This is a genomic window from Novosphingobium sp. KA1, assembly GCF_017309955.1.
Taxonomy (GTDB): Bacteria; Pseudomonadota; Alphaproteobacteria; order Sphingomonadales; family Sphingomonadaceae; genus Novosphingobium.
Window position 1 is genome coordinate 1,419,124 of sequence record NZ_CP021248.1, and the last position, 24,437, is coordinate 1,443,560.

A 24,437-nucleotide genomic window follows, 5' to 3' on the forward strand; every position below is an offset into this window, starting at 1 on the left:
GGGGTTACTCCGCCGCGATTGCGATAGGTTCGAGGGGCTGGTGCAGGTCGGCGCGGTCGCCGGCGGCACGCTCGGCCCAGGGATCTTCCTGGGAGAAGCTCTGCGAATGGTGGAAGCGCGCGGCATACGTCGCGATCGCATCGGCAGGCGCGCCGTCGCTTTCGAGCAGCTTGCCCTTCACGTAGCCAAGGCCGACACGCTCGATCCACGGCGCGGTGCGTTCGAGATAGCGGGCTTCCTCGCGGTAGAGCTGGATGAAGGCGGCGCAGACCTCCATCGCCTCCTGCTCGGTCGCGACCTTGCAGAGGAGGTCGGTGGCGCGGACATGGATGCCGCCATTGCCGCCGACGTGGAGTTCGTAGCCCGAGTCGACACAGACCACGCCAAAGTCCTTGATCGTGGCTTCGGCGCAGTTGCGCGGGCAGCCCGAGACCGCGATCTTGAACTTGTGCGGCATCCACGAGCCCCAGGTCATGCGCTCGATCTGGACACCGAGGCCGGTCGAATCCTGCGTGCCGAAGCGGCACCATTCGGACCCAACGCATGTCTTCACCGTGCGCAGGGACTTGCCGTAGGCGTGGCCCGAAACCATGCCGGCGGCGTTGAGATCGGCCCAGACCGCGGGCAGGTCCTCCTTCCTGATCCCGAAGATGTCGAGCCGCTGGCCGCCGGTCACCTTGACCATGGGGGCATTGAACTTCTCGACGACATCGGCGATCGCGCGCAGTTCCTTCGGATTGGTAAGGCCGCCCCACATGCGCGGGACCACCGAGTAGGTGCCGTCCTTCTGGATGTTGGCGTGCATGCGCTCGTTGACGAAGCGGCTGGCCTGGTCGTCGACGTATTCGCCCGGAAGCGCGCAGAGCAGATAGTAGTTGAGCGCCGGGCGGCACGAGGCGCAGCCGTCGGGTGTCGACCAGTGGAGCTTGTGCATCACCTCGGGGATCGACTTCATCTCCTGCGCCACGATCTCGCGGCGCACGTCGTCGTGGGTGAAGCTGGTGCACTTGCACAGGGTCTTGGGGCCGTTCTGTACCTCTTCTCCCAGCGTCAGTGCCAGCAGCGTCTCGACGAGGCCGGTGCACGAACCGCAGCTGGCCGAGGCCTTGCAGGTGGCGCGCACCGCATCGAGACTGCAGGCGCCGCCCTCGATCGAAGCCACGACCTGTCCCTTGGAGACGCCGTTGCAGCCGCAGATTTCGGCATCTGCGGGGAGCGCCGCAACGGCGGCCTTAGGGTCCAGCCCGGCTCCTCCGGCGGCAAAGGCCTGCCCGAAGATCAGGAGGTCGCGGATTTCCGAAACGTCCTCGCCCTTCTTGAGCAGGTCGAAATACCAGCCGCCATCGGCAGTGTCGCCATAGAGCACCGCGCCGACGACCTTGTCCTGCCTGACCACGACGCGCTTGTAGACCCCGCGCGAGGCATCGCGCAGGACGATGTCCTCGCAGCCCTCGCCGCCCGAGAAGTCGCCGGCGGAGAACACGTCGAGCCCCGCGACCTTGAGCTTGGTCGAGGTGACCGAACCCTTGTAGCCGCTGTGCTGGTCGGTCAGGCCGTCGGCCAGGCTGCGACACATGTCCCAGAGCGGCGCCACGAGGCCGTAGACATTGCCGTCATGCTCGACGCATTCGCCCACCGCGAGCACGGCGGGATCGCTCGTCACCATGTGATCGTCGACCTTGATGCCGCGGCCCACCTCAAGCCCCGCCTCGCGTGCCAGAGCCACCGCAGGCCGGATGCCGACCGCCATGACCACCAGGCTGGCGGGAATCTCGCGCCCGTCCTTGAGGCGCACGCCCTCGACCTTGCCCTCGCCGTAGATCTCCGCGGTGTCGGCGCCGGTAAGGATCGTCTGGCCGCGCCCTTCCAGCGCCGTCTTGAGCAGCCAGCCTGCCGCTTCGTCGAGCTGGCGCTCCATCAGCGTCGGCATCAGGTGGATGACTGTGACCTTCATGCCGCGCAGCGTCAGCCCGTGCGCGGCTTCAAGGCCGAGCAGGCCGCCGCCGATGACCACCGCGCTGGCCGCTGCCTCGCTGGCGCCATCGACCTTGCCCGCCTCGGCCGCGGCCAGCATCGTGTCCACGTCCTTCATGTCGCGGAACGAGATGACGCCCGGCAGGTCCTTGCCGGGGACCGGGATGATGAAGGGATCGGAGCCGGTGGCGATCAGCAACCGGTCGTAGTGGACCTTGCGGCCCGACTTCGAAGTGACGGTCTTGCCCACCCGGTCGATCGCGGTGACGGGATCGGCGGTGATGAGGGCGATGTCGTTCTCGTCGTACCATTCGCGGCTGTTGATGACGATCTCGTCGAAGGTCTTCTCGCCCGCCAGCACTGGCGAGAGCATGATGCGGTTGTAGTTCACGTGCGGCTCGGCGCCGAAGATGGTGACACGGTAACGCGAAGCGTCGCGCGCCAGCAGTTCCTCCACCGCGCGGCAGCCCGCCATGCCGTTACCGACCACAACGAGGTGCTCACGCACATCGGCCGAAGGCACGATCAGCCTGTCCTCGTAATCCGCCGAAGCGTCGATCCCGTCCTGAAATTCCATCCCCGCATCTCCTGAAATTCGAGGGAAAAAAAGAAAAAGGCCGCCATCCGGACCCTCGGTTTGAAACCGAAAGTCTGGATGGCGGCCTTGCCATCGTATGGGCCTCCGCGACCCGCCGGTGGGTCGCTTCGGTGATGTAGGAAGGACACCGTCGTCCTTTGCATTGCACAATAAACGGAATCGCCCGAAGGCTCAAGCGATTCCGTCAAAAGCGGCGATCAGATCGCCCAGTCGAATTGAATCCAGTACTTATCGGTGTCCACCGCCATCTGGCGGGCGTCGTAATGGGCATAACGCAGCGCAACGGTCGTCTTGCTGACCTTCGCACTCGCGATAAGATCAAGCTCGTTGCCATAGTGCTGGTCCAGCCGGTCGCTGTCGAACCGGTGCCAGGTGCCCTGCAGGGCGACCGCCGAAAGCGGGCCCAGCTGCTTCATCCCGTAGCCACCACCGAAGTAGAGATCCCGCACGCCGTTGGCCGGCGTGGTCAGGAACTTGTCGGCCCAGCCCTGGAACTTGAAATTGGTGCCGAGCGGGACCTGGAAACTGGTCAGCGCCGCGCCGCTGCTGGCGCCGAGCACTTCATAGCCGCCATTGAGCTTCCAGCCCTTCACGTCGAGCAGGGCGTCGGCCAGCCAGTAATCGGCGTGGTAGTTATTGGGATTATGGTGCCAGTCGTACTGGCGGGCATAGCTGGCCTGCCACGAGAGCTTGGCATCCTTGCCGAAGGCATGGCTGCCGGCCAGACGGGTCCCGTAAGTCTGGCTCGACAGGCGGTAGCCCTGCACGGCCGCCTCGTCCTGGTCGACCAGATAGGCAAAGCCCGAAAGGGTGCCCACCGGCGTCACGTAGGAAAGGTTGGCAAAGACATTGTCGCCGCTCACCGCCTGCTGGCGTGCGCCGTGGCCGTCGATACCCCAGATGGTGCGGGCACTCCAGGCATAGGAAACGTCGAGCTTCAGCCCCTTGAGCGGAGTCAGTTCGGCGCGCACGGCATCGAAGGTCTGCGCATTGTCACGAAAACCGGCATTGCCGACAAATCGCTCGTCGTCGAGGGCGATCCTCTGGCGACCTGCCGTCAGCGTCACGCCCTTGATCTTGTACTGAAGCTGGGCGAGGTAGAGCGCGATGTCCTGGGGATCGGCCACCAAGGGCCGGTTGGCCACACCGTTCAGGCCGTCATAATAGTGATCCACCGCGGCCAGCGTGCCCTGGCCGACGACGGTGGCGCTGAAAGCGCCGGTCGTCGCGGTGGCACCGGCGCGCAGGCGCAAGGTCAGGGCATCGGCGGCCTTGTCGATGTCGTCCTGGTCGACATGTTCGTAGCGCGCCCGCGCTTCGACAATGGGTTTGAGGTCCACTTCTTCGGCATGAGCGGACCCGGCGGCGGCCAGCGCGGCCACCGTTCCAAGCAAGTATCGCATTCGGCTGATCTCCTGGGGGCAAGGGATGGCGGCGCCCCGACCGTCAGGCCGGAACGCCGCGCTGCTCTCCCATTATATGCGGGCGACGGTCTTCCAGGTCGCGCGCCAGCGGCTCTTGACCAGCGCCACCGAAGCGAGCGCCACCACGGCAAGCCCTGCGAAGATCAGGAACCCGGGGGCGAAGCTGCCGGTCAGCTGCTTGGCCAGGCCCAGCGAGCTTGCGAGGTAGAAGCCGCCGATGCCGCCGGCCATGCCGACCAGACCGGTCATCACCCCGATCTCGGCCTGGAAGCGCTGCGGCACGAGCTGGAAAACGGAACCGTTGCCGGTGCCCAGCGCCAGCATGGCGATCACGAACATGCCCAGCGCCGCGGGCAGGGAGTGGGCCTGCGCCACCCCGGCAAGGGCGATCGCGGCGACCGTGTAGACCATCATCAGCGCCTTGACGCCGCCGATCCTGTCAGCCAGGGCGCCGCCCATCGGGCGCACCAGCGAACCGGCAAAGACGCAGGCAGCGGTGCAGTAACCGGCGGTGATCGTGGTCAGGCCGAACTGGTCGGTGAAATAGATCGGCAGCGAGGCGGCAAGACCGACAAAACCACCGAACGTCACCGAATAGAAGCCCATCAGCCACCAGGCATCGGCCTGCTTGAGCGGTTCGAAATAATCGACCAGCTTGCGCGGGGCGGGCTGGTTCGGCGAATCCTTGGCCATCAGCATGTAGGCGACAAAAACGACGCTCAGCGGGATGCAGGCAAGGCCCAGCACCGCGTTCCAGCCGAACATCTTGGCCAGCACCGGTGCAAAGAGCGAAGCGAGCACCGTGCCCGAATTGCCCATGCCGGCAAGGCCCATCGCCTTGCCCTGATGCTCGGCCGGATACCAGCGGCTGGCGAGCGGCAGGGCGATCGCGAAGCTGGCCCCGGCAAAACCGAGGATCACGCCCAGCGCCAGGGTTCCGGCAAAGCTGCTGACCCCCATGAACCAGGCGAAGAACAGTCCGGCAATGACGATGACCTGGCTGATCGCGCCCGAGCGCTTGGGACCGATACGGTCCACCAGCAGGCCGTTGACGACGCGCAGCAGCGCGCCGGCGAGCGTCGGCACGGCCACCATCAGGCCCTTTTCAGCCGGCGTCAGGCCCAGCGTCTTGGAAATTTCGGGCGCCAGCGGCCCCAGCAGGACCCAGACCATGAAGGCGAGGTCGAAGTAAAGAAAGGCGGCGATCAGCGTCGGCGTGTGACCAGCTTTCCAGAAGCTGGTCGCCGCTGCGCTCATCGGTGCATTTTCGGCCGGATCGGCCTTTCCATCACGTTCCCAGTATGCGGATGCCATCGAACGTCCCCCATAAAACGGACACGAAAAAAGCCGCAGGCCGGACGTCACCCTTTCGGTGAGCCCGGTCAGCGGCTTTGCTGCGAATATCGGTGAGGATGGCGTCCCGCCCTTGGAACGGCCTATCCGGTATGGTCGTGCTTCATCGCACGGTGTTCATATAATTCCGTGATTCGCCCGATGTTGCAAGGCACAAAATTCGCAATCTTTTCAGCGCAACTGCAAAAAGCCTTCCAGATAGTCGTCGATCCGCTCAGGATCGAAGACACGGCCATCGAAGAAGCGGTCCGGCCCCAGCGTAAGGTCGCCCCCGCGCGAGCCGACCGCACGGGGGCTTGCCAGCGCACCTTCCAGTTTCATGCTGGCCCCTGGCATCGGCACGTCGCTGCCGGCCAGCGCCCGGCGAAACACGTCGGGACGAAACACCGCAGCGGCCTGAGCGGCGGCTTGCGGCGAGGCCTCGACCATGCCCCAGCGCACCAGCTGCGAATAGATCCACAGCGCCTGGCTGCGCCAGGGAAACGGCGTCGCCTCGCGCGAGAACAGCACGAAATTGGGGCAATCGAGCGGCGCATCTCCGGCGCGCGGCGTGATCCGGCCGCCCAGCGCGCCCAGGATCAGGTCCGCCGGCTGGTCTACATAGTCAGCACGCGACAGGATCTCGGCGAGCCCTTCGCGGTTGTCCGGCTCGTCGCACCAGGCCGCGGCCCGCGCCAGCGCACGCAGCAGGCGGTCGACCGTATCGGGGTTTTCCTCAAGCCAGGGCTCGCGGAAGGCCAGTACTTTCTCCACCCCGCGCTGCCAGATGCGTTCGCCGATGGCGACCGCCTCAGCCCGGCCCGAGGCAATCGCGGCACCGCCCCAGGGCTCCCCGGCGATGAACCCGTCGATCTCCCCGGCATGGATCGCCTCGACCGTCAGCGAGGGAGGCAGCACCCGCAGCACCACGTCGCGGTCGGGATCGATACCCGCGCTCGCCAGCCAGTAGCGCAGCATGAGGGCGTGGCTGGAAAACCGATGGACAACGCCGATCACCGGCTTGCGCCGCCAGAGCCCGATGGCTGCGGCAAAATCGTGCGCGGTGCCCAGCGGATCGGCCAGGCGCCGCGCCGGATCGGGATCGAGCGCGGCAGCGAAATCGCGGGCCATGACCAGCATGTTGCCATTGACGCCGAGTTTGTAGGGCGCGGCCAGCGCCGCCGGTTGCTGGCTGAGGCCCAGCGTCACCGCAACCGCCAGCGGCGCCAGCATGTGCGCGGCCTGAACCTGCCCGTAGACCAGCCGGTCGCGCAAGGTCGCCCAACTCGTCGTGCGTACGAGGTCGAGCGCGATTCCTTCGTCTTCGGCGAAACCGCGTTCACGGGCTGCCGCCAGCACTGCCACGTCGTTGAGCGGCAGGAAGGCGATACGCAGGCTTGTTGTCATAATCCGCCTCCCAGAAGGTCGCTGGCGGTAATCAGCGCCTGCGCCACATCCACGATCTTCTTGCCCTGGTTCATCGCGCTGGTGCGCAAGAGGTTGTAGGCATCCTGCTCCGACAGCCCGCGCTGGTTCATCAGGATCGACTTGGCCCGGTCGACCACCTTGCGATCGGCCAGCGCGGTGCGCGCTTCCTCCAGTTCGCTCTGCATGCGCGAGAACGTATTGAACCGGCGCACCGCCAGTTCCAGCACCGGCTTGACCCGCTCCTTGCGCAGCCCGTCGACGACATAGGCGGAGACCCCGGCATCGATGGCGGCGCCGATCATCGCCTCGTCGGACTGGTCGACAAACATCGCGATGGGCCGTGCCAGCGCGCGGCTGACGGTGAGCATTTCCTCAAGGGTGTCGCGGCTCGGACTGCCCAGGTCCATCAGCACGACATCGGGGGCCATGCGTTCCAGCCGCGCCACGAAAGCGCCGCGCGGCGGGACGATATGGATATCGTCGTAGCCCGCCTCGCGCAGGCCCTCTTCGAGCACCGTCGCGCGCAAGCCGCTGTCGTCGATGATGACGATTCTCATTTCACCCCGCTGGGCCGCCTGGCCGACCGGCCGCTCGACCGGCAGCCCCTGCCGCACATCGCCCAGCACGGCCACCGCGTCAACGCCGCTTGTGCAGTGCAGCGTCCGGGAGGGCCCCTCGACAGGTCAGTCGGCCTCCTGCCAGACCCGGAAGCCCGCGCCCTGCCCTTGCGCCAGCAGCGCCTGCGGCTCGTCCGTACGCAAGGTCGGCAGCGCCGCCGCGACCGGGCGGCACAGGCTGACGGTGCGGATGCGGTCGGTACGGACCTGAACGGTCGGCCCGGCATCAAAGATGTCGCAGTAACCCTCGTGCGCGAAGCCCTCGGCCTGAAGCAACCGCAGGGCGGGCACCGAGCTTTCGTGCGGCCTGCCGATGGCGGTACGCGCAGCTTCGGGCAACATGCTGGTATAGATCGGATAACACGGCATCAGGTCAGCGATGAACTGGTTGCCGTGGACCGCGTTGTGAAGGTCCGCCTCGAGGAAGCCGCTGCCGAAGAACGGCCCCGCCACCGCGTCCCAGAACGGGCTCGTGCCGTTCTCCACCCAGCCGCGCAAGTCCGCGATCACCACCTCGCCGAAGCGCTGGCGATGCTGGGCGATGAACATGTAGCGGCTGCGCGCCAGCAGCGCGCCCAGCCCGCCGGAGCGCGCCGCGGGATGGAGAAACAGCCCTCCCACTTCCGATGCCCCGTCGAAGTCGTTGACGAGGTGAAGGATACGAGTCGAGAACGTGCGCTCCAGATCGCGCGAGACGTGGGTGACACGGCTGACCTTGTAACTGTAGAATGGCCACTTCGCGCCCAGCCGGGAGAACAGGCTGGCAGTGCCCACGACCTGCCCTTGCCCGGATTCCAGCACCAGCAGGTAGAATTCATCCTGCGGCGCGGTGATCTGCGCGCGGAGCGCCGCCTCGCTGCGGGCGATCTTCTCGGCCAGCGTCGCGCGGTCCGGCGGCAGGTTGGTCATGCCGCCGCCGGTCAGGCCCGCGAGGTCTAGCAGGGAATCGAGATCGTCTTCGCGCACAGGGCGGACAAAGGGCCGACCCGCAGGCAATGCGCTCACAGTTCGCCCGCCGCAAAGCCGAGGGCACCGAGCAGTGCCGCACGCGCGGTGCGGCACTGGTGCCAGAGGTCCGGCTCGCCAAGGTCGTCAGGAGCGATCCGTTCGGGCCATGTCCGCTCGACCACGTCGGCGATGCGGTCGCACTTGCCCTCGTCGAGCAGGAAACGGTGGTCGATCGCGGCATGGGCCTCCTCGCTCACCGCCACGCGCAGGCGCAAGCAGGCCGGGCCGCCGCCGTTGCGCATCGATTCGCGCACATCGACCACCTCGAGGTGCCGGATCGGATTGTCGCCGGCCCGCACGTCCTCCAGCCAGGCCCAGACCTCTGGCGTCTCGCGGGCTTCCTGCGGCAGCACCAGCGCCATGCCGCCATCGGGCAAGGTGACGAGCTGCGAATTGAACAAGTAGGAGCGCACCGCCGCATCGAGGCTGACCCGCGCCGCAGGAGCCTCGACAATCACCGCGCCGGGCAGGCTTTCACGGATGCGGCGATAGAGCCCGTCGCGGTCGGCAAAGGCCTGTTCGTGGGTGAACAGGACATGCTCGTTGGCGACCGCGACGACATCGTTGTGGAAGGCCCCGGCAGCGATGGCGGCATCACTCTGGCGAACAAGGGCAAAGTCGCGCAGCCCGTGGCGGCGCGCGATCGCCGCGCTCGCCGCACGGTGCTGGCGGGCCGGGAAGGGAGAGGCGGCATTACGCTCGCCGTAGACAAGGAGTTCGAGGCCGGGGCTGGCGTGACGGGCGCCCAGACGCATGAAATTGGCCGCACCCTCGTCGCCGAGGCCGGCGGGAAGGGCAGCGTGGACGGCAAAGTGGCGCTCGTCGGCAAAGGCCAGCCGCAGCTGGCGCAAGGTCTCGGCGTGCTCGACGCTGCGGTGGAGCATCGTCGAGAGATTGGCGACCGAGAAATGACAGCGTCCATCGGCGGTATCGGGCGCAGGGGAAACGGTCGCGGCATTGGCGGTCCACATCGCCGAGGCCGAGAAGGCATTGCGCAGAAGCGCCGGTTCCTGCGCCCAGGCGGCGCGGCACACGGCGTCGTCGTCGCCTGCAAAGCCGAGCGTGCGCAGCCAGTCCGCATCGGGACGGCCATGCGGCAGCAACAGGCCTTGCGGCAGGCCCAGCGCCAGCATCCGCCGCATCTTGGCAATCCCCTGCAGGGCCGCCATGCGCGGAGCGGAAACCCCGCCGGCATTGGTGGCCGAAGCGATGTTGCCCAGCGAAAGCCCGGCGTAGTTGTGGCTCGGTCCGATCAGGCCGTCGAAGTTGATCTCACGCATCCTGGTTCACACCGCTTTCCTGCCGGGCGGGCATCAGCCCGCGAATCTCGCCGCTCACGTCAACGACCGCCCCTGCCTCGAAACTGGCGACCGGATAGGCGCAGTAATCAGCGGCATAGTATGCGCTCGGCCGGTGATTGCCAGAGGCGCCGAGGCCGCCGAACGGCATCGCCCCGCTGGCGCCGGTGGTCGGGCGGTTCCAGTTGACCACGCCCGAGCGCACCCGCACGGCAAAGCGCCGCCAGAGCGCCGGATCCTCGGAGACCAGCCCCGCAGAAAGGCCGTAAGCCGTGTCGTTGGCCGCGGCGATCGCGGCGTCGAAATCGGCCACCCTGCGGATCTGCAGCACCGGCGCGAAGATTTCCCGGTCCGGAACCGCGATCCCGGTCACGTCCAGCATGACCGGCGCCATGAAGGCAGGTGGCAGGCCTGCAGGATCACGCAGCGGCAGCACCTCCCGCGCGCCAAGGGCGATGAGCGCGCGCACATCCTCGCGCGCCCGCTCGGCCGCGGCGACCGAGACGAGCGGACCGAATGTCGGCTCCGGCACCGCGTCCCACGCGCCGATCCGCATCCGCGCCGCGATCGCGGCCACCGCCTTGACGATACGCTCGCCCACGGCCCCATCCGGCACGATCAGCCTGCGTGCGCAGGAGCAGCGCTGGCCCGCGGTGACGAAGGCCGACTGTGCGACGATGGACGCCGCCGCCTCGGCATCACCATCCCAGGCGACGATCGAATTGTTCCCGCCGAGTTCGAGCGCCAGGATCACATGCGGCCGATCGGCGGTGGCCTGGCGCAGCAGGGTGCCGGTCGCAGCGGAGCCGGTGAACAGCAGCCCGTCGATATCGCCCGCGATCAGCGCCGCGCCCGTCCCGCGCCCACCCTGGACCAGGTTGAGGACACCTTCAGGCAGTCCCGCCGCCTGCAGCAACGCGGCCATCATCGCTCCGGTCCCCGGGGTTTCCTCCGAGGGTTTGAACACCACGACATTGCCGGCCAGCAGGGCCGGTACGATATGTCCGTTCGGAAGGTGGCCCGGGAAATTATAGGGCCCCAGCACCGCCATGACGCCATGCGGACGGTGCCGCAGCACTGCCTGCCCGAAGCCTTGCGGCTCCTCGCGATAGCCCGCGCGCTCGGCCTGGGCGCGGATCGAGATCTCCACCTTGCCGATCATCGAGGCGACTTCCTGACGCGCCTCCCACAAAGGTTTCCCGGTCTCGCGCGCGATCATCCGCGCCAGATCGCCAGCCGCTTCCTCGAGCTTGCCGGCGTAGCGGCGCATACAGGCGGTGCGCTGTTCGAGGTCCGTCTGCGACCAGTCCTCGAATGCACGTCGCGCAGAGCCGATCGCCCGGTCTACCGCATCGGCATCATCGCTGCGGCCTTCCCAGACTAGCGTGCCGGTGGCGGGGCAGGTGGAGGTAAGCATCAGCCGGCCACCAGCGCCGCGTCGGCGCCTGCGCGCTCGACCGAGCGGCAGGTCGCCTCGAACCGGCGGATCACTTCATCCACTTCCTCGGCAGTGATGACCAGCGCCGGGAGCAGGCGCACGCAATTGTCGCCGCCGCCCGCCAGCAGCAAGCGATGTTCGCGCGCCGCGACGATGAACGCCTTGTTCGGTGTCGCCAGCCGCACGCCGACCAGCAGCCCCTTGCCGCGAATGGCCTCGATTACGCCGGGATGACGCTGGCGCAGCCCCTCCAGCCCTTCGCGCAGGCGCGCCGACATCGCCTCCACGTGCGCCATCAGCTGCGGCTGGGCGATCTCGTCGAACGCGGCCTGGGCCACCGCCATGGCCAGCGGATTGCCGCCAAACGTGCTGCCATGCGAACCGAACACCATGCCGCGCGCGGCTTCTGCCGTGGCAAGGCAGGCGCCGACCGGGAAGCCGCCGCCCAGCGCCTTGGCCAGCGCCATGATGTCGGGCTCGGCGCCCTCGACCCACTGATGGGCAAACAGGCGCCCGGTGCGGCCCATGCCACATTGCACTTCGTCATGGATCAGCAGCACGCCGTGACGGCGGGTGAGTTCGCGCAGGCGTAGAAGCTCTTCCGGCAAAAGCGCGCGCGCACCGCCCTCGCCCTGCACCGGCTCGACGATGACCGCCGCCGTTCCGGGACGCGCGACGGCTTCGGCAAAGGCCGCATGATCGTCGAGCGAAAGCTGCAGGTAGCCCGGCAGACGCGGCCCGAACCCGTCGAGCAGCGCCGTGCTGCCGCTGGCGTTGATGCCGGCGTACGTGCGCCCGTGGAAGCTGCCGGCAAAGCCGATCACGTCGATCCGCTGCGGCTCGCCGCCCACCGCGTGATAGCGGCGGGCGATCTTGATGGCCGCCTCGATCGATTCGGCGCCGCTATTGGTGAAGAACGCATAATCGGCGAACGAGGCCGCAGTCAGCCGCTCCGCCAGCGCCACTTGCCCCGGTATCGCCAGGGCATTCGACACGTGCCAGAGCTTGCCCGCCTGCTCGGTGAGCGCCGCGACCAGACGCGGATGGCAGTGCCCCAGCGCATTGGTGGCAATGCCCGCGACGCAATCGAGCCAGTCAGCCTCCTGCTCGTCGAACAACCAGACGCCTCGGCCACGCTCCAGCTTCATCGGCGCGGGATTGTAGACGGGCAGGACGGAATTGGTCACGGGCATCTCCTCATGCATATTTCACATGATTTCCGATCCGGAACGCATTAAATAGCCCGATAATACGCATGTCTTCATGAGTTTTTGGAATGAACTACGATGACCGGCGCCGCTTGCCGCCAATGGCCATGCTCCACTGCTTCGAGGCGTCGGCCCGGCTCGGCTCGTTCTCCCGCGCAGGTGCGGCCCTCAACCTCACGCAAAGCGCCGTCAGCCGCCATGTCGCCAATCTCGAGCAATGGCTGGGCACCGCGCTGTTCGACCGCCATGGGCGCCGTGTCGTCCTCAACGACAAGGGGCAGGACTATCTCGACGACCTTGCCCCCGCCCTTGCCGCGATCCGCCGAGCCACCGGGCGCTTCCTCGAGCCCGCGCCCGAACATATCATCGAACTCGCCGTCCTGCCCGGTTTCGGCATGCGCTGGCTGGCCCCGCGCCTGCCTCGGCTGACGCAGAAGCACCCGGATCTGGTGATCAACATCGCCTCGCGCGTCGACCTGTTCGACTTCGCGCGCGAACCGTTCCACGCCGCCATCCACGTGGGCGATCCGGACTGGCCGGACGCCGAGCACGATCTGCTGTTCCGCGAGCATGTCGTGCCGGTCATCTCCCCCGCGCTGGCCGATCAACAGGAAGTCCGCCGCCCGAAGGACCTGCTGCGCGTTCCGCTGCTCGTCCAGTCCCAGCGCAAGGACGCCTGGTCGCGCTGGCTGCGGCCTTTCGGTCTCGATGCCCCCGAAGCCGGCACGATGCCCAGCATCAGCCACTTCCTGATGCTGGCACAGGCCGTGAAGGCGGGCGGCGGCGCCGCGCTGATCCCCAGCTTCCTGATCGAGCCCGAGCTGGCCTCGGGCGAACTGGTGATCCCGTTCGACACTCCGTCACCCGAGACGCCGCCCGGCGATGCACGCAGCTACTGGCTGGCATTCCCGCAAGGCAGCCCCAAGACGAAGGCCTTCGCCGCCTTCCGTGACTGGATGCGGGAGGAGTGCACCCGGCAGCCATGACCCTGTCCTCTGCGCATTTCATGCCGCGCGCGCCATCCACTTTGCACTTGACCCGGCGGCCCCTTCCCGGTGCATAGGGCAGGTCGTATCGACAGGAATCGGACGGGGCATGGCCACGACTGCAGTTGCAACCAGCCGGCATGCGGCCATCGGGCACTCGACCCGAACCGCCGCAGCCACCGGCCCGAGATGACCGGACGGTGATAATCGGGCTCAGCCGCTTGCCGAACTGGCGCCGGGGCATGCTGCTGCTTGCCCTGCTTCTGGCTGCGCTGACGACCAGCGGCACTCTCCATGCCCGCGAATACGCCGGGAACGTGGAACTCGAATGCTCCGGCCACACCGACACCGACACCGCCACAGCCAGTAGCGACGATCGCTCGGGCAGCGACGACGGCCAGCCCATCCAGCACCACGCCACCTGCCACGTCGCCGCCGCCTTCCTGCCGGAAGCGGAGCGGACATCGCTTCATGTCATCATCGCCGGATCGGTGAACCGTCCCTCCAACACCGCCTTCCTCGGCTTGCCCAGGCTCGCACCCGACCTGCGCCCCCCGATCGCCTGATTGCACCTGACCGCTGCTGCCCTCGGGGCAGTGCGTAGCCTCGAACGCGGGGCCTCAATCGGGAATTCGACATGTTCAGATATCTTGCGGCCTTTGCGGCCGTATCGTTCTGCGTTCCGGCGGCGCAGGCACAGGTTCAAGGCGAACCTGTCCTCACGCTGGAGCGCGCCATCGCGCTGGCCGGAGGCAGCGCCCCTGCCGCAGACGCCGCCCGCGCCGGGGTGGAAGCCGCCCGGGCCGCCCGCACGGCGGCGGGGCTCAGGCCCAATCCCAGCTTCGAAAGCCAGGTGGAAAACGTCATGGGTTCCGGCCCATACGGGCGTTTCGACCAGGCCGAGACAACCGCCGGGCTCAGCATTCCGATCGAACTGGGCGGCAAACGTTCGGCGCGGATCGCCGTCGCCGATGCGCAGACGTCGCGCGCACAGCTGCTGTCCGCGATCGCCGAGGCCGACATCCGCCTTCAGGTCACGCAATTCTACGTCGAGGCGGTCGCCGCCGAACGGCGGCGCGCGACCGCGCAAGACCAGCTGCGCATTGCGCGCGAGGCGCTGAACGGCGCGCAGATCCGGGTCAAGGCCGGACGCGCCTCGCCGCTCGAGGAACAGCGCGCCGATGTCAGCCGCGTCAATGCCGAAGCCGCACTGGAACGCGCGCAGCGACTGGCGGAAACGGCACGCGGCAATCTCGCCCGCCGGATCGGGCAGAGGCTGACGGGGCCGCTCGACCCGGCAGCGCTCGAAAGCCTGCCTTCCCGGACTGCCGGCCCCGCCGACACATCCGGCGCCGGCACGCTGGTGATGGCCGCTGCCGAGGCCGATCTGGCCATTGCCGAGGCCGGAGTGCAACTGTCCCGCTCGCAGCGCGTACCCGACCTCACGCTGGGCCCGGCCGTGCGGCGGCTGGAAGCCACCAACGCGACCGCGGCGGTCTTCAGCCTCTCCATGCCGATTCCGCTGTTCAACTCGGGCCGTGCCGCTCTCGCCCAGGCCAATGCCGAGCGGGACCGGGCCGAAGCCCAGCGCCGCATGACCGCGCTCGATGCCGAGCAGGCCATCGCCGAAGCCGCGACCGAAGCCGACAATGCCGCCACCACCGCACGCACGGCGTCCGGCCCGGCACTGGCCGGCGCCCAGGAAACCGCCCGGATCGCCCGGATCGGCTACCGCGAGGGCAAGTTCGGCCAGCTCGACCTGCTCGATGCCGAGCGCACGCTTGCCGAAACGCGCCTCGCCGCGATCGACGCGCTGGCCGCCTACCAGAATGCCCGGGCCCGGTTGGAGCGCCTCACCGCTCCCGCGCCCGAACAGGGACACTGAAACATGAAGACGATCACCACCATAGCCGGCCCGCTTGCGCTTGCGGTCACCCTTGTGCTGGCCGCTTGCGGCGGCAAGGATGTCCCGCCTTCGCAGCACGAAACCGAAACCGGCGAAGGGGACAAACATGCCGGAGAAGGCGTCGTTGCCCTCACCGCGCAGCAGATCGCCAGCGCCGGGATCGAGGTGGTTTCCCCCACCATCGGCGGCAATACCGGCGCCATCGAATTGCCCGCCACGATCGCCGGCGACCCCGAAGCCACGCAAGTGGTCTCGGCGGCGATCGGCGGGCGGCTGGTTTCGCTTTCGCGCAATCTCGGCCAGTCGGTCCGGCGCGGCGAGCCGCTTGCGGTGATCGAAAGCCGTGAAGCCGCCCAGCTCGCCGGCGAGATCGAGGCGGCACAGGCCCGTCTCGCACTGGCCGAATCCACCTACGCGCGCGAAAGGCGCCTCTTTGCCCAGCGCGTATCGCCCGAGCAGGACCTGATCGCCGCGCGCACCGCCGCCAGTGAAGCGCGCATCGCATTAAGGCTCGCCCGCCAGCAACTGGCGGCGGCCGGCGTGCCCGGCTCGGGCGGGAATCTCAACCGCATTGCCATCACCGCGCCGATCTCGGGCCAGGTGATCCAGCGTTCAGCCACGCTCGGCCAGACCGTGACGGCGGATGCGGAGCTCTACCGGATCGCCGATCTTGGCGAAGTGGCGCTGGAGCTCGCCCTCCAGCCCGCCGATGCCGGACAGGTTCGCCCCGGCGCAACGGTCATCGTCAGTGCGGGGGGAAGGACCGCCAATGCCCGCATTTCCTTTGTTTCCCCGGCGCTGGATTCGGAAACGCGGCTGGTCCCCGCGCTTGCCCGCCTCGACAACCGCGCCGGGCTCTGGCGCATCGGCGAACCGGTGACCGCCTCGGTCCAGCTTGGCGACAGCCATGCCGGCGACGGGGCAATCCGGGTGCCGACCACGGCGGTGCAGACGGTCGAAGGCAAGACCGTGGTCTTTGTGCGCACGGCATCGGGATTCCGGGCCGCTCCGGTCACGCTCGGGCGGCAGGACGGCAACATGGTGATCGTCGCCAGCGGCCTTGCGGGGCGTGAGCGGATCGCCGCGCAGAACAGCTTCACGCTGAAATCGGCGCTCGGCGCCGCCGAAGCCGGGCATGAGGACTGAGCCATGATCGAACCCATCGTCACATGGGCGGTCGCGCGGCGCTGGCTGGTCCTGCTGCTGACCACCGTCGCCGCGATCATCGGCGCGGTAAGCCTGTCGCGCCTGCCGATCGACGCGGTGCCCGACATCACCAACAACCAGGTGCAGGTCAACGTGCTTGCCCCCGCGCTTTCGCCGGAACTGATCGAGAAGCAGGTTGCCTTCCCGATCGAGACCGCGCTCGCCGGGATCAAGGGACTGGAAAGCACCCGCTCGCTCAGCCGCAACGGTTTTGCCCAGGTCACCGCGGTCTTCACCGATGCCACCGATATCTACTTCGCCCGCCAGCAAGTGCAGGAACGCCTGACCGCTGCGCAGGAGAGCCTTCCCGCAGGCGCCCGGCCGGAAATGGGCCCGATCGCCACCGGCCTTGGCGAAGTCTATATCTGGACGCTGCGCTATTCCGAAAGAGCGCATGAGCAGCACCGCCCCGGTGAACCCGGCCTCCAGCCCGACGGCAGCTACATCACCCCGGAAGGCGACCGGCTGGTCGGCGAGGCCGACAAGGCGACCTACCTGCACACCGTGCAGGACTGGATCGTCGCCCCGCAGATCAAGGCCGTGGACGGTGTTGCCGGGATCGATTCCCTCGGCGGTTTCGAGAAGGAATACCGCGTCGCGCCGGACCTCCAGAAACTGGCGGCGCTGCGGCTCAGCCTTGCCGACCTTGCGACGGCGCTGGAGCGCAACAATGTCGCCACCGGCGGCGGTACGGTTGACCGCAACGGCGAAGGGCTGGCCGTGCGCGCCGATGCCCGCGTGCTCAGCCTTGCGCAATTGCGCGACCGCGTGATCGCCTCGCGCGAAGGCACGCCGATCACGCTCGGCCAGGTCGCGCAAGTGCGGCTGGGACAGGCCGTGCGCATGGGTGCAGCCTCGGAAAACGGCCGCGAGGTCGTGACCGGCACCGCGATCATGCGCATCGGCGAGAACAGCCGTACGGTCTCCTCCGGGGTCGACGCCAAGCTCAAGGCCATCGCCCCCGCGCTCCCGCGCGACATCGTGATCGAGCCGGTGCTCGACCGTACCAGGCTCGTCGATGCGACGATCTCCACCGTCGCGCGCAATCTGGCCGAGGGGGCGCTGCTGGTCATTGCCGTGCTGTTCCTGCTGCTCGGCAATTTCCGCGCCGCGCTGATTGCCGCCATGGTCATCCCGATCACCATGCTGCTGACCGGTTTCGGCATGGCGCGCGTGGGCGTCTCGGCCAATCTCATGAGCCTGGGCGCACTCGATTTCGGACTCATCGTCGACGGCGCGGTCATCATCGTCGAAAATGCGCTGCGCCGGATTGGCGAGCGCCAACACGCCGAAGGCCGCCCGCTCTCGGCATCGCAGCGCCTCGATACCATTGCCGCGGCGACCCGCGAGATGATCCGGCCCTCGGTCTACGGGCAGGCAATCGTCATGCTGGTCTACGTCCCCTTGCTGACGCTGAGCGGCGTGGAGGGTCGCACGTTCGAACCGATGGCGCTGACGGTCATCATCGCGCTGGCCTTCGCCTTTGTGCTGTCGCTCACTTTTGTTCCGGCGGCCATCGCGGTCTGGCTGTCGAGGCCGGTGGAGGAAAAGGATAACCGCCTGGTCGGCTGGCTGCGCAGGCATTACGAACCCCGCCTTGACCGCGCGCTGAAAAGGCCCAAGGCCACGCTTGGCGTGGCACTGGGCGCACTCGCGCTCGGCGCCGCGGCGTTTTGGGGACTCGGTCAGGAATTCCTGCCGCAACTCGACGAGGGCGACATTCTCGTCTCCGCCTTCCGGGTGCCGGGCACCTCGGTCGAGCAGAGCCAGAAGATGCAATCGCAGATCGAGCGCTCGCTCGCCGGCATGCCGGAAATCCGCACCGTGTTCTCGCGCACGGGCACGGCGGAGGTTGCCGCCGATCCGATGCCGCCCAATGCCACCGATACCTTCATCATGCTCAAGGACCGCAAGGACTGGCCGGACCCGTCCGAGGACAAGGCCGCGCTGATTGCCCGCATCGAGGATCGCCTCGCCGCCGTGCCGGGCAATGGCTACGAAGTGACCCAGCCGATCCAGATGCGCTTCAACGAACTGATCGCGGGCGTGCGCTCCGATGTCGCGATCAAGGTCTTCGGCGAGGACTTTGCCGAGATGAACGCCGCGGCAACCCGCATCGCCGCGGTACTGCGCCGGATTCCGGGCGCCGAGGACGTCAAGGTCGAGCAGACCGAGGGCCTGCCCATGCTCGACATCGCCTATGACCAGGACCGCGCCGGCCGGATCGGCGTATCCGCGCAGGACGTCGCCGATACGGTGGCGACGGCGGTGGGCGGGCGCGAGGCGGGACGCATCAGCGAGGGCGACCGCAGCTTCCCGGTGGTGATCCGCCTCGACGATGCCCACCGCTCCGATCTCGAGGCGCTCGGACAAACCCCCGTGCCCACGCCCTCCGGCGCTTTCGTGCCACTGGCCAGCGTCGCGCAGATCAAGGTAGTGGACGGCCCCAACCAGATCAGCCGCGAGAACGGCAAGCGCCGCGTCGTGGTGCAGGCCAACGTGCGCGAGCGCGACGTCTCGAGCGTCGTCGCTGAGGCCCGCCGCGCCATCGCCCGCGAGGTGGAACTGCCCGCGGGCATCTGGCTGACCTGGGGCGGCCAGTTCGAGAACCTCGCCTCCGCCCGCGACCGGCTGATGGTGGTGGTGCCCGCCTGCTTCGCGCTCATCATGCTGCTGCTCTACGGTGCCCTGCGCAGCCTGCGCGATGCCGCCATCGTCTTCACCGGAGTGCCGCTGGCGCTCGTCGGCGGAGCGCTGGCACTGTTCCTGCGCGGCATGCCGTTCTCGATCTCGGCGGCAGTGGGTTTCATCGCGCTATCGGGCATCGCCGTGCTCAACGGCCTCGTCATGCTGACCTCGATCCAGAAGCGGATGGAGGAGGGCGAGCCCCCGCGTGAGGCTGCCCGCGAAGGAGCCGTCGCGCGCCTGCGGCCGGTGGCGATGACCGCGCTGGTCGCCAGCCTCGGCTTCCTGCCGATGGCGCTTGGCCACGGTGCCGGAGCCGAAGTGCAGAAACCGCTGGCGACCGTCGTCATCGGCGGGCTGATCTCGGCCACGCTGCTGACGCTGTTCGTGCTGCCGACACTCTACGCCCGCTTCGGCAAGCGCGCCGGATAAGCGGGCGCGTGGCAAGGGCCGTGGCCGGTTGGACAAATCGTCCGCTGGTCACGGTCCCCACGGCCCGCTAACCGCCCGGGCATGGCCGCGAACAGACCCCTGCCCACGATCACGCTTCCTGTGATCACCTCTGCCGTGATCACCCGTGCCGTTATCACCCCTGCCGTCATCACCCTCGTCGCGCTGTGCCTGACCGCCACGCTCGCCGGCTGCAAGGACGACCGCCGCGAGGAACGCCTGCGCGAGGCGGGTCCCCGCCCGACCCTCGCAAGGCTGCTGGCCGTCGCCGACGCCGATCTCGGCGCACGCAAGTTCGGGCAATGCGCCGCCTGCCACCGCACCACACCCGGCGCCCCCGATCTGGGCGGCCCCAACCTTTACGGCGTCTACGGCCAGCCAATGGGCCAGACCAGCCAGCGCTTTGGCTACACCGCCGCTCTGCGCAGTGCCGGCGGCCGATGGGACGCGCCCACCCTCGAGCGCTGGATGAAGAACCCGCAAGCGGTCGTTCCCGGCACTGCCATGCAGTTTTCCGGGGTGCCCGACGCGCTCGACCGGGCCGACATCATCGCCTATCTGCAAAGCCAGTCGCCTGCTGCCAAGCGATAGGCGGCTTCGCCACGGATAGTGATGGACTTCCGCCGACGTCGCAGCCCCTGTCCCTGACAAACACAAGGCAGGGTTCAGCCTCCAGAAAGCGTCCCGCGCACAACGGCAACCTGCGGGTGCGCGCAAACGCCGAAGGAGAAACATTCATGTTCCGCAAAATCATTGCTGCTGCCGCCATTGCCAGCCTCATGGGCGTAACGCCGGCCATGGCTGCCAGCACCTGTCGCAATGCGCAGGGCAAGTTCATCAAGTGCCAGACCGCTCCGGTGAAAAAGAAGGCCACCCCGGCCAATGTCACCAAGGGCAAGGACGGCAAGTGCCGCTTCTCGTCCGGCCCCAAGAAGGGCCAGTTCACCAAGTGCTCGTGAGCTGATACCCTCCAGCGACCAGACCCGGGCCTCGCGCTCGGGTCTGGACCCGGCTATCCGGCACGCCCGACGGATCAGCGCTCCCAGTAGGGCGGATCGCCAAAGCTGCGGCGCAGGCTGTCCGCCAACGCCCGGATCTTGGCCGAGGCGCCGTGATCGCGCGGATAGGCCAGGAACAGTTCGGCGCCCTCGGCTTCGAGCCCGACGTCGATCTCCACCAGCGTCCCTTGCGCCAGCGCCTCGTGCACGAAAAACGAGGGCAGCAGGGCGATGCCGAGCCCGGCCGCGGCCACGTCCCGCATGACGATCCCGTTGTTCACCCGTAGCGCGGCGACCGGCCGCACGACCGACCATCCTCCCGGCGCCGCGAAGCGCCAGTCGCCCGACCGGTTCGCATAGAGAATGCCGCGATGGCGCTCGAGATCGGCCAGCGATGCCGGAACCCCAGCGCTTGCCAGATAGGCTGGCGCGGCCACCAGCAGGCGGCGGCTTTTTGCCAGCCGCCGCGCGATCAGCCTGCCATCCCCCACCGCGCCGTGCCGCAGGACGGCGTCGAAACCGCCCGACGTCGCATCGACAAAGCCGTCGTCGAGTTCCAGAGAAACCTCGATCTGCGGATGACCCTCAAGGAACCGCGCCAGCGCCGCGCCGAGATGGAGGATGCCGAAGCCGACCGGAGCGGAAAGCCGCAGCGGCCCCGCCAGCGTGCCGCTGCGCGCGGCGAGTTCCGCCGCCGCCTCTTCCGCCTCGCGCAGGATGCGCTGCGCCCGCGGCAGGAAGGTCTGCCCGCCGTTGGTGAGCGACAATTGCCGCGTGGAACGCTGAAGCAGCGTGGCCCCCAGCGTGCGCTCCAGTTCGGCCAGCCGCTCGCTCACCACCGACTTGGCAAGGCCAAGGCGCCGCGAAGCCGCACTGATCGAGCCTGCTTCCACCGTGGTGACAAAGGCAACCACGCCATCGAGCTTCATCATCGTTCGGAAATCCCGTCGACAAGGTTCCAATTCTTCCGGCTAGTGCGAACGATGCCCGCATAGCATCTTCCCGTCCAGAGGCTCCCGACCGAACGGGTGCCAACAGCAACCCACGCAACACCTTATCGAGAACGGAGATCTGACATGGACGAATTCACCGCAAAGAACGTACTGGTCCTGGGCGGCAGCCGGGGCATCGGCGCCGCCATCGTGCGCCGCTTCGCACAGGGCGGCGCCAGCGTCGCCTTCACCTACGCCGGGTCGCGTGATGCCGCCGAGGCTCTTGCCGCCGAAACCGGCGCCGAGGCGATCCAGGCCGACAGCGCCGCGCGTGATGCGCTGGTCGCCACGGTTGCGGCCCGCGGCGCGCTCGATGTCCTGGTCATCAACGCCGGTACGCTGGTGCTGGGCGATCCGCTGACGCTCGACGCCGACGCGGTCGACCACATGATCGACGTCAACGTGCGCGCGCCCTATCACGCCGCCGTCGAGGCCGGTCGTGCGATGAACGACAACGGCCGCATCATCGTCATCGGCTCGGTCAACGGCGACCGCATGCCATTTGCCGGCGGCGCTGCCTACGCGCTCACCAAGTCGGCCGTGCAGGGCATGGTGCGCGGCCTCGCCCGCGATTTCGGCGACCACGGCATTACCGTCAACAGCATCCAGCCGGGACCGACCGACAGCGACATGAACCCGGCCGAGGGCCCGATGGCGGCGACCATGCACAGCTTCATGGCGATCAAGCGCCACGCGCGCCCGCAGGAAATCGCCGAACTTGCCGCCTATCTCGCCGGCCCCCATGCCGGGATGATCACCGGATCGATGCAGACCATCGACGGTGGCTTCGGGGCCTGAACACGGCGTCTGGTCATGCGGCGCTCTCTCGGATAGGGGGAGCGCCGCAGTCACAGACAATTCCGGCAGACCCATGGCCCGCAAGCATTCCAAGCGCGATTCCTTCGAAGACCTGCATGACGACGAGGAAGCGGCGCCCCCGCCCGTCCCCTGCTGGCTCTGCGGGCGCCCTACCGGCACCACCATCGTGTGGCATCATCCGGTGCCCAAGAGCCGGGGCGGGCGTGACGTGGTGCCGATGCACTCGATCTGCCAGCAGACGCTGATCGCCAATTTCACCAATTCCGAACTCCAGCGCCACGGCACCAACGTCGAAGGGCTGCTGGACAATCCGGCCGTGCGCAAGTTCGTCGATTGGGTGGCCAACAAGGATCCCGACTTCACCGCGCCGATCACCAAGAAGAAGCGCTGAGGGCTCGCCGCTGAGATCATTGCACCGTATGGAAGCCTAGAGATGGCCGATACAAGCGACGCTGCATGCTCAACCTGACGACCCTCAAGCTGTTCATCCGCGTGGCGGAACTGGGCAGCCTGTCGCGCGCGGCGGACGATGCCAACCTTGCCATCGGCGCGATCAGCCGCCGTCTCTCGCAACTGGAGCACGAACTCGGCGTCCCGTTGCTGGTCCGCAACGGGCGCGGCGTGGCGCTGACCCCGGCCGGTGATGCGCTGCTGGTCCATGCCCACCGGATCATGCGCGAAGTCGGCCTCGCGGTCTCCGACCTGTCGGACTACGCCAAGGGGCTGAAGGGCAGCGTCGACATCCTCGCCTGCACCTCGGCGATCACCCAGTTCCTGCCCGCCGACCTTGCCGCCTTCGGCCAGGACAATGGCAAAATCCGCCTCAACATCCAGGAAGTCTATTCCTCCGAAATCGTCGGCCGCCTGCGCGCGGGCGAGGCGCAAGTGGGCGTCATCATGGAAGAGCCCGGCACGCTCGGGCTCGACACCTGGAAATACCGCTGCGACCGCCTCGCCGTCGTCGCCCCGCCGCACGTGCTGTTCGGCACCCATTCGGTGCGCTTCCAGGACCTGGCCGAGCACGAATTCGTGCAGATGGGTTATGACACCGCCAATACCCGCCTGCTCGCCCGCTCCGCCGACGAACAGGGCTGGCCCTTCCGCCTGCGCGCGGCGGTCGACAGCTACGACGCCGTGTGCCGGATGATCCAGGCGGGCTTCGGCATCGGCATCCTGCCGAGCGAGGCGGCCAAGAACTTCATCGTGCCGATGGGCCTCAAGCTGGTCGAACTCGACGAGCCCTGGGCGCAGCGGCAGATGCTGCTCGCCGCCGACGCCGCCAGCCTGAGCGGCCCGGCTCGCCTGCTGGTGGAATTCCTGGCCGCCCGCGCCCCACTTGGCTGAACGCCCGCAGACTTCAGGTATCGGCCGAGAGCAGACCCTGACGAGCGCCTTGCTGGCGCAGCTTGCAGGGCAACCGTGCGATGCGGAATTTGTCCAGGTCGCCCAAGGATGCGCATACATTTTGCCCCATCCAAACATCATGCGATAGAGCAAGCCGGACTATCCCCGGCACTGTGCAGCCAGTATAGAGCCTCGATATAGAGCGAGGTAGCACCGCAATGCAGCCGACGATCCCGGCCCCGGACGACAAGAAACAGACTGCACGGTCGTACCCCCATCCTTTTCAGGGGGCGGGCCATACGGAGGCGCGGCAGGTTCCGGTCCTGCTGCACCGGGCGCGCGATGCAATGGCCACGCGCATGCGCTTGATCTTCGATCCTTACAATCTGACCGATCCGCAATGGCGCGTCCTGCGCCTGCTGAGCATCGAAGACGAAATCGACGCGGCAGACCTTGCCGCCCGTGCCTTCCTGCTGGGCCCGAGCCTTTCACGGATTGTCCGCGATTTGTCCGAGCGCGGCCTGATCCTGCGACGTGCCAGCAAGGAGGACGCGCGTCGCTACCTCCACGCGATCACGCCGGCCGGCATGAAACTGGTACGCGAAATCGTGCCGCAGTTCGATCCGCTTTACGAACGGATCGAGCGCGAACTGGGCATCAAGGACCTACAGCGCCTGAACGCCACGATGGAGCGCTTGGCGGAAATCCTGTCCGAAACGCCCTGAC

At 67.8% G+C, this 24,437-nt stretch carries 21 protein-coding genes; 11 read left to right on the forward strand and 10 right to left on the reverse strand.

Features of this window, described 5'->3' with window-relative positions:
* Positions 1-4: 4 nt before the first annotated feature.
* The 9 genes from nirB to CA833_RS24025 form a co-directional block, all read right to left on the reverse strand.
* A complete protein-coding gene (nirB, locus tag CA833_RS23985) occupies positions 5-2,551 on the reverse strand; it encodes a nitrite reductase large subunit NirB (protein WP_207080459.1) in 2,547 nt (848 codons plus the stop codon).
* Positions 2,552-2,769: 218 nt separating this feature from the next.
* Entirely contained in the window at positions 2,770-3,975 is a 1,206-nt protein-coding gene (locus CA833_RS23990) for a hypothetical protein (RefSeq protein WP_207080460.1), read from the reverse strand.
* Between the two features lie 72 nt (positions 3,976-4,047).
* Positions 4,048-5,310 (reverse strand): NarK/NasA family nitrate transporter, encoded by a 1,263-nt coding sequence (locus CA833_RS23995; RefSeq protein ID WP_207080461.1) that lies wholly within the window; start codon positions 5,308-5,310, stop codon positions 4,048-4,050.
* Between the two features lie 210 nt (positions 5,311-5,520).
* A complete protein-coding gene (locus tag CA833_RS24000) occupies positions 5,521-6,735 on the reverse strand; it encodes a CmpA/NrtA family ABC transporter substrate-binding protein (protein WP_207080462.1) in 1,215 nt (404 codons plus the stop codon).
* Entirely contained in the window at positions 6,732-7,313 is a 582-nt protein-coding gene (locus CA833_RS24005; protein WP_142639370.1) for an ANTAR domain-containing response regulator, read from the reverse strand. The genes CA833_RS24000 and CA833_RS24005 overlap by 4 nt, the downstream gene beginning before the upstream one ends.
* A 126-nt stretch (positions 7,314-7,439) precedes the next feature.
* Positions 7,440-8,339: an arginine N-succinyltransferase gene (locus CA833_RS24010; RefSeq protein WP_207080463.1), complete on the reverse strand. Its 900-nt coding sequence runs from the start codon at positions 8,337-8,339 to the stop codon at positions 7,440-7,442.
* Positions 8,340-8,374: 35 nt separating this feature from the next.
* Positions 8,375-9,661, reverse strand: a complete 1,287-nt coding sequence (locus CA833_RS24015) for an N-succinylarginine dihydrolase (protein ID WP_207080464.1) — start codon at positions 9,659-9,661, stop codon at positions 8,375-8,377.
* Positions 9,654-11,096, reverse strand: coding sequence for a succinylglutamate-semialdehyde dehydrogenase (gene astD / locus CA833_RS24020; protein ID WP_207080465.1), 1,443 nt, complete (start codon positions 11,094-11,096; stop codon positions 9,654-9,656). Before astD ends, CA833_RS24015 begins: the two co-directional genes overlap by 8 nt.
* Positions 11,096-12,310, reverse strand: coding sequence for an aspartate aminotransferase family protein (locus tag CA833_RS24025; RefSeq protein ID WP_207080466.1), 1,215 nt, complete (start codon positions 12,308-12,310; stop codon positions 11,096-11,098). Before CA833_RS24025 ends, astD begins: the two co-directional genes overlap by 1 nt.
* 83 nt (positions 12,311-12,393) lie before the next feature.
* Here CA833_RS24025 and CA833_RS24030 point away from each other — a divergent pair, with 83 nt between their 5' ends.
* The 7 genes from CA833_RS24030 to CA833_RS24060 all read left to right on the forward strand — a co-directional run bounded on the left by CA833_RS24030 (position 12,394) and on the right by CA833_RS24060 (position 20,517).
* On the forward strand, positions 12,394-13,311 hold the full coding sequence (locus tag CA833_RS24030) for a LysR substrate-binding domain-containing protein (RefSeq protein WP_207080467.1): 918 nt from the start codon (positions 12,394-12,396) through the stop codon (positions 13,309-13,311).
* A 242-nt stretch (positions 13,312-13,553) separates the two neighbouring features.
* Positions 13,554-13,877 (forward strand): hypothetical protein, encoded by a 324-nt coding sequence (locus CA833_RS24035; protein ID WP_207080468.1) that lies wholly within the window; start codon positions 13,554-13,556, stop codon positions 13,875-13,877.
* 71 nt (positions 13,878-13,948) lie between these two features.
* Entirely contained in the window at positions 13,949-15,196 is a 1,248-nt protein-coding gene (locus CA833_RS24040) for a TolC family protein (RefSeq protein ID WP_207080469.1), read from the forward strand.
* Between the two features lie 3 nt (positions 15,197-15,199).
* Positions 15,200-16,363, forward strand: coding sequence for an efflux RND transporter periplasmic adaptor subunit (locus CA833_RS24045; RefSeq protein ID WP_207080470.1), 1,164 nt, complete (start codon positions 15,200-15,202; stop codon positions 16,361-16,363).
* A 3-nt stretch (positions 16,364-16,366) separates the two neighbouring features.
* On the forward strand, positions 16,367-19,540 hold the full coding sequence (locus tag CA833_RS24050; protein ID WP_207080471.1) for an efflux RND transporter permease subunit: 3,174 nt from the start codon (positions 16,367-16,369) through the stop codon (positions 19,538-19,540).
* A gap of 81 nt (positions 19,541-19,621) precedes the next feature.
* Positions 19,622-20,149 carry a cytochrome c family protein gene (locus CA833_RS24055; protein ID WP_207080472.1) on the forward strand — a complete coding sequence of 176 codons (528 nt, stop codon included), beginning with the start codon at positions 19,622-19,624 and terminating at the stop codon, positions 20,147-20,149.
* A 146-nt stretch (positions 20,150-20,295) separates the two neighbouring features.
* On the forward strand, positions 20,296-20,517 hold the full coding sequence (locus CA833_RS24060; RefSeq protein ID WP_207080473.1) for a hypothetical protein: 222 nt from the start codon (positions 20,296-20,298) through the stop codon (positions 20,515-20,517).
* A gap of 74 nt (positions 20,518-20,591) precedes the next feature.
* Here the strand turns inward: CA833_RS24060 and CA833_RS24065 are convergent, their stop codons facing one another.
* Positions 20,592-21,488 (reverse strand): LysR family transcriptional regulator, encoded by an 897-nt coding sequence (locus CA833_RS24065; RefSeq protein WP_207080474.1) that lies wholly within the window; start codon positions 21,486-21,488, stop codon positions 20,592-20,594.
* Between the two features lie 144 nt (positions 21,489-21,632).
* Here CA833_RS24065 and bdcA point away from each other — a divergent pair, with 144 nt between their 5' ends.
* The 4 genes from bdcA to CA833_RS24085 all read left to right on the forward strand — a co-directional run bounded on the left by bdcA (position 21,633) and on the right by CA833_RS24085 (position 24,436).
* Positions 21,633-22,346, forward strand: a complete 714-nt coding sequence (bdcA, locus tag CA833_RS24070; RefSeq protein ID WP_207080475.1) for an SDR family oxidoreductase — start codon at positions 21,633-21,635, stop codon at positions 22,344-22,346.
* Between the two features lie 73 nt (positions 22,347-22,419).
* On the forward strand, positions 22,420-22,758 hold the full coding sequence (locus tag CA833_RS24075) for a hypothetical protein (protein ID WP_142638347.1): 339 nt from the start codon (positions 22,420-22,422) through the stop codon (positions 22,756-22,758).
* Positions 22,759-22,823: 65 nt separating this feature from the next.
* Positions 22,824-23,711, forward strand: coding sequence for a LysR family transcriptional regulator (locus tag CA833_RS24080; RefSeq protein WP_207080476.1), 888 nt, complete (start codon positions 22,824-22,826; stop codon positions 23,709-23,711).
* Between the two features lie 218 nt (positions 23,712-23,929).
* Positions 23,930-24,436, forward strand: a complete 507-nt coding sequence (locus tag CA833_RS24085; protein WP_207080477.1) for a MarR family transcriptional regulator — start codon at positions 23,930-23,932, stop codon at positions 24,434-24,436.
* The last annotated feature ends 1 nt before the right edge of the window (position 24,437 follow it).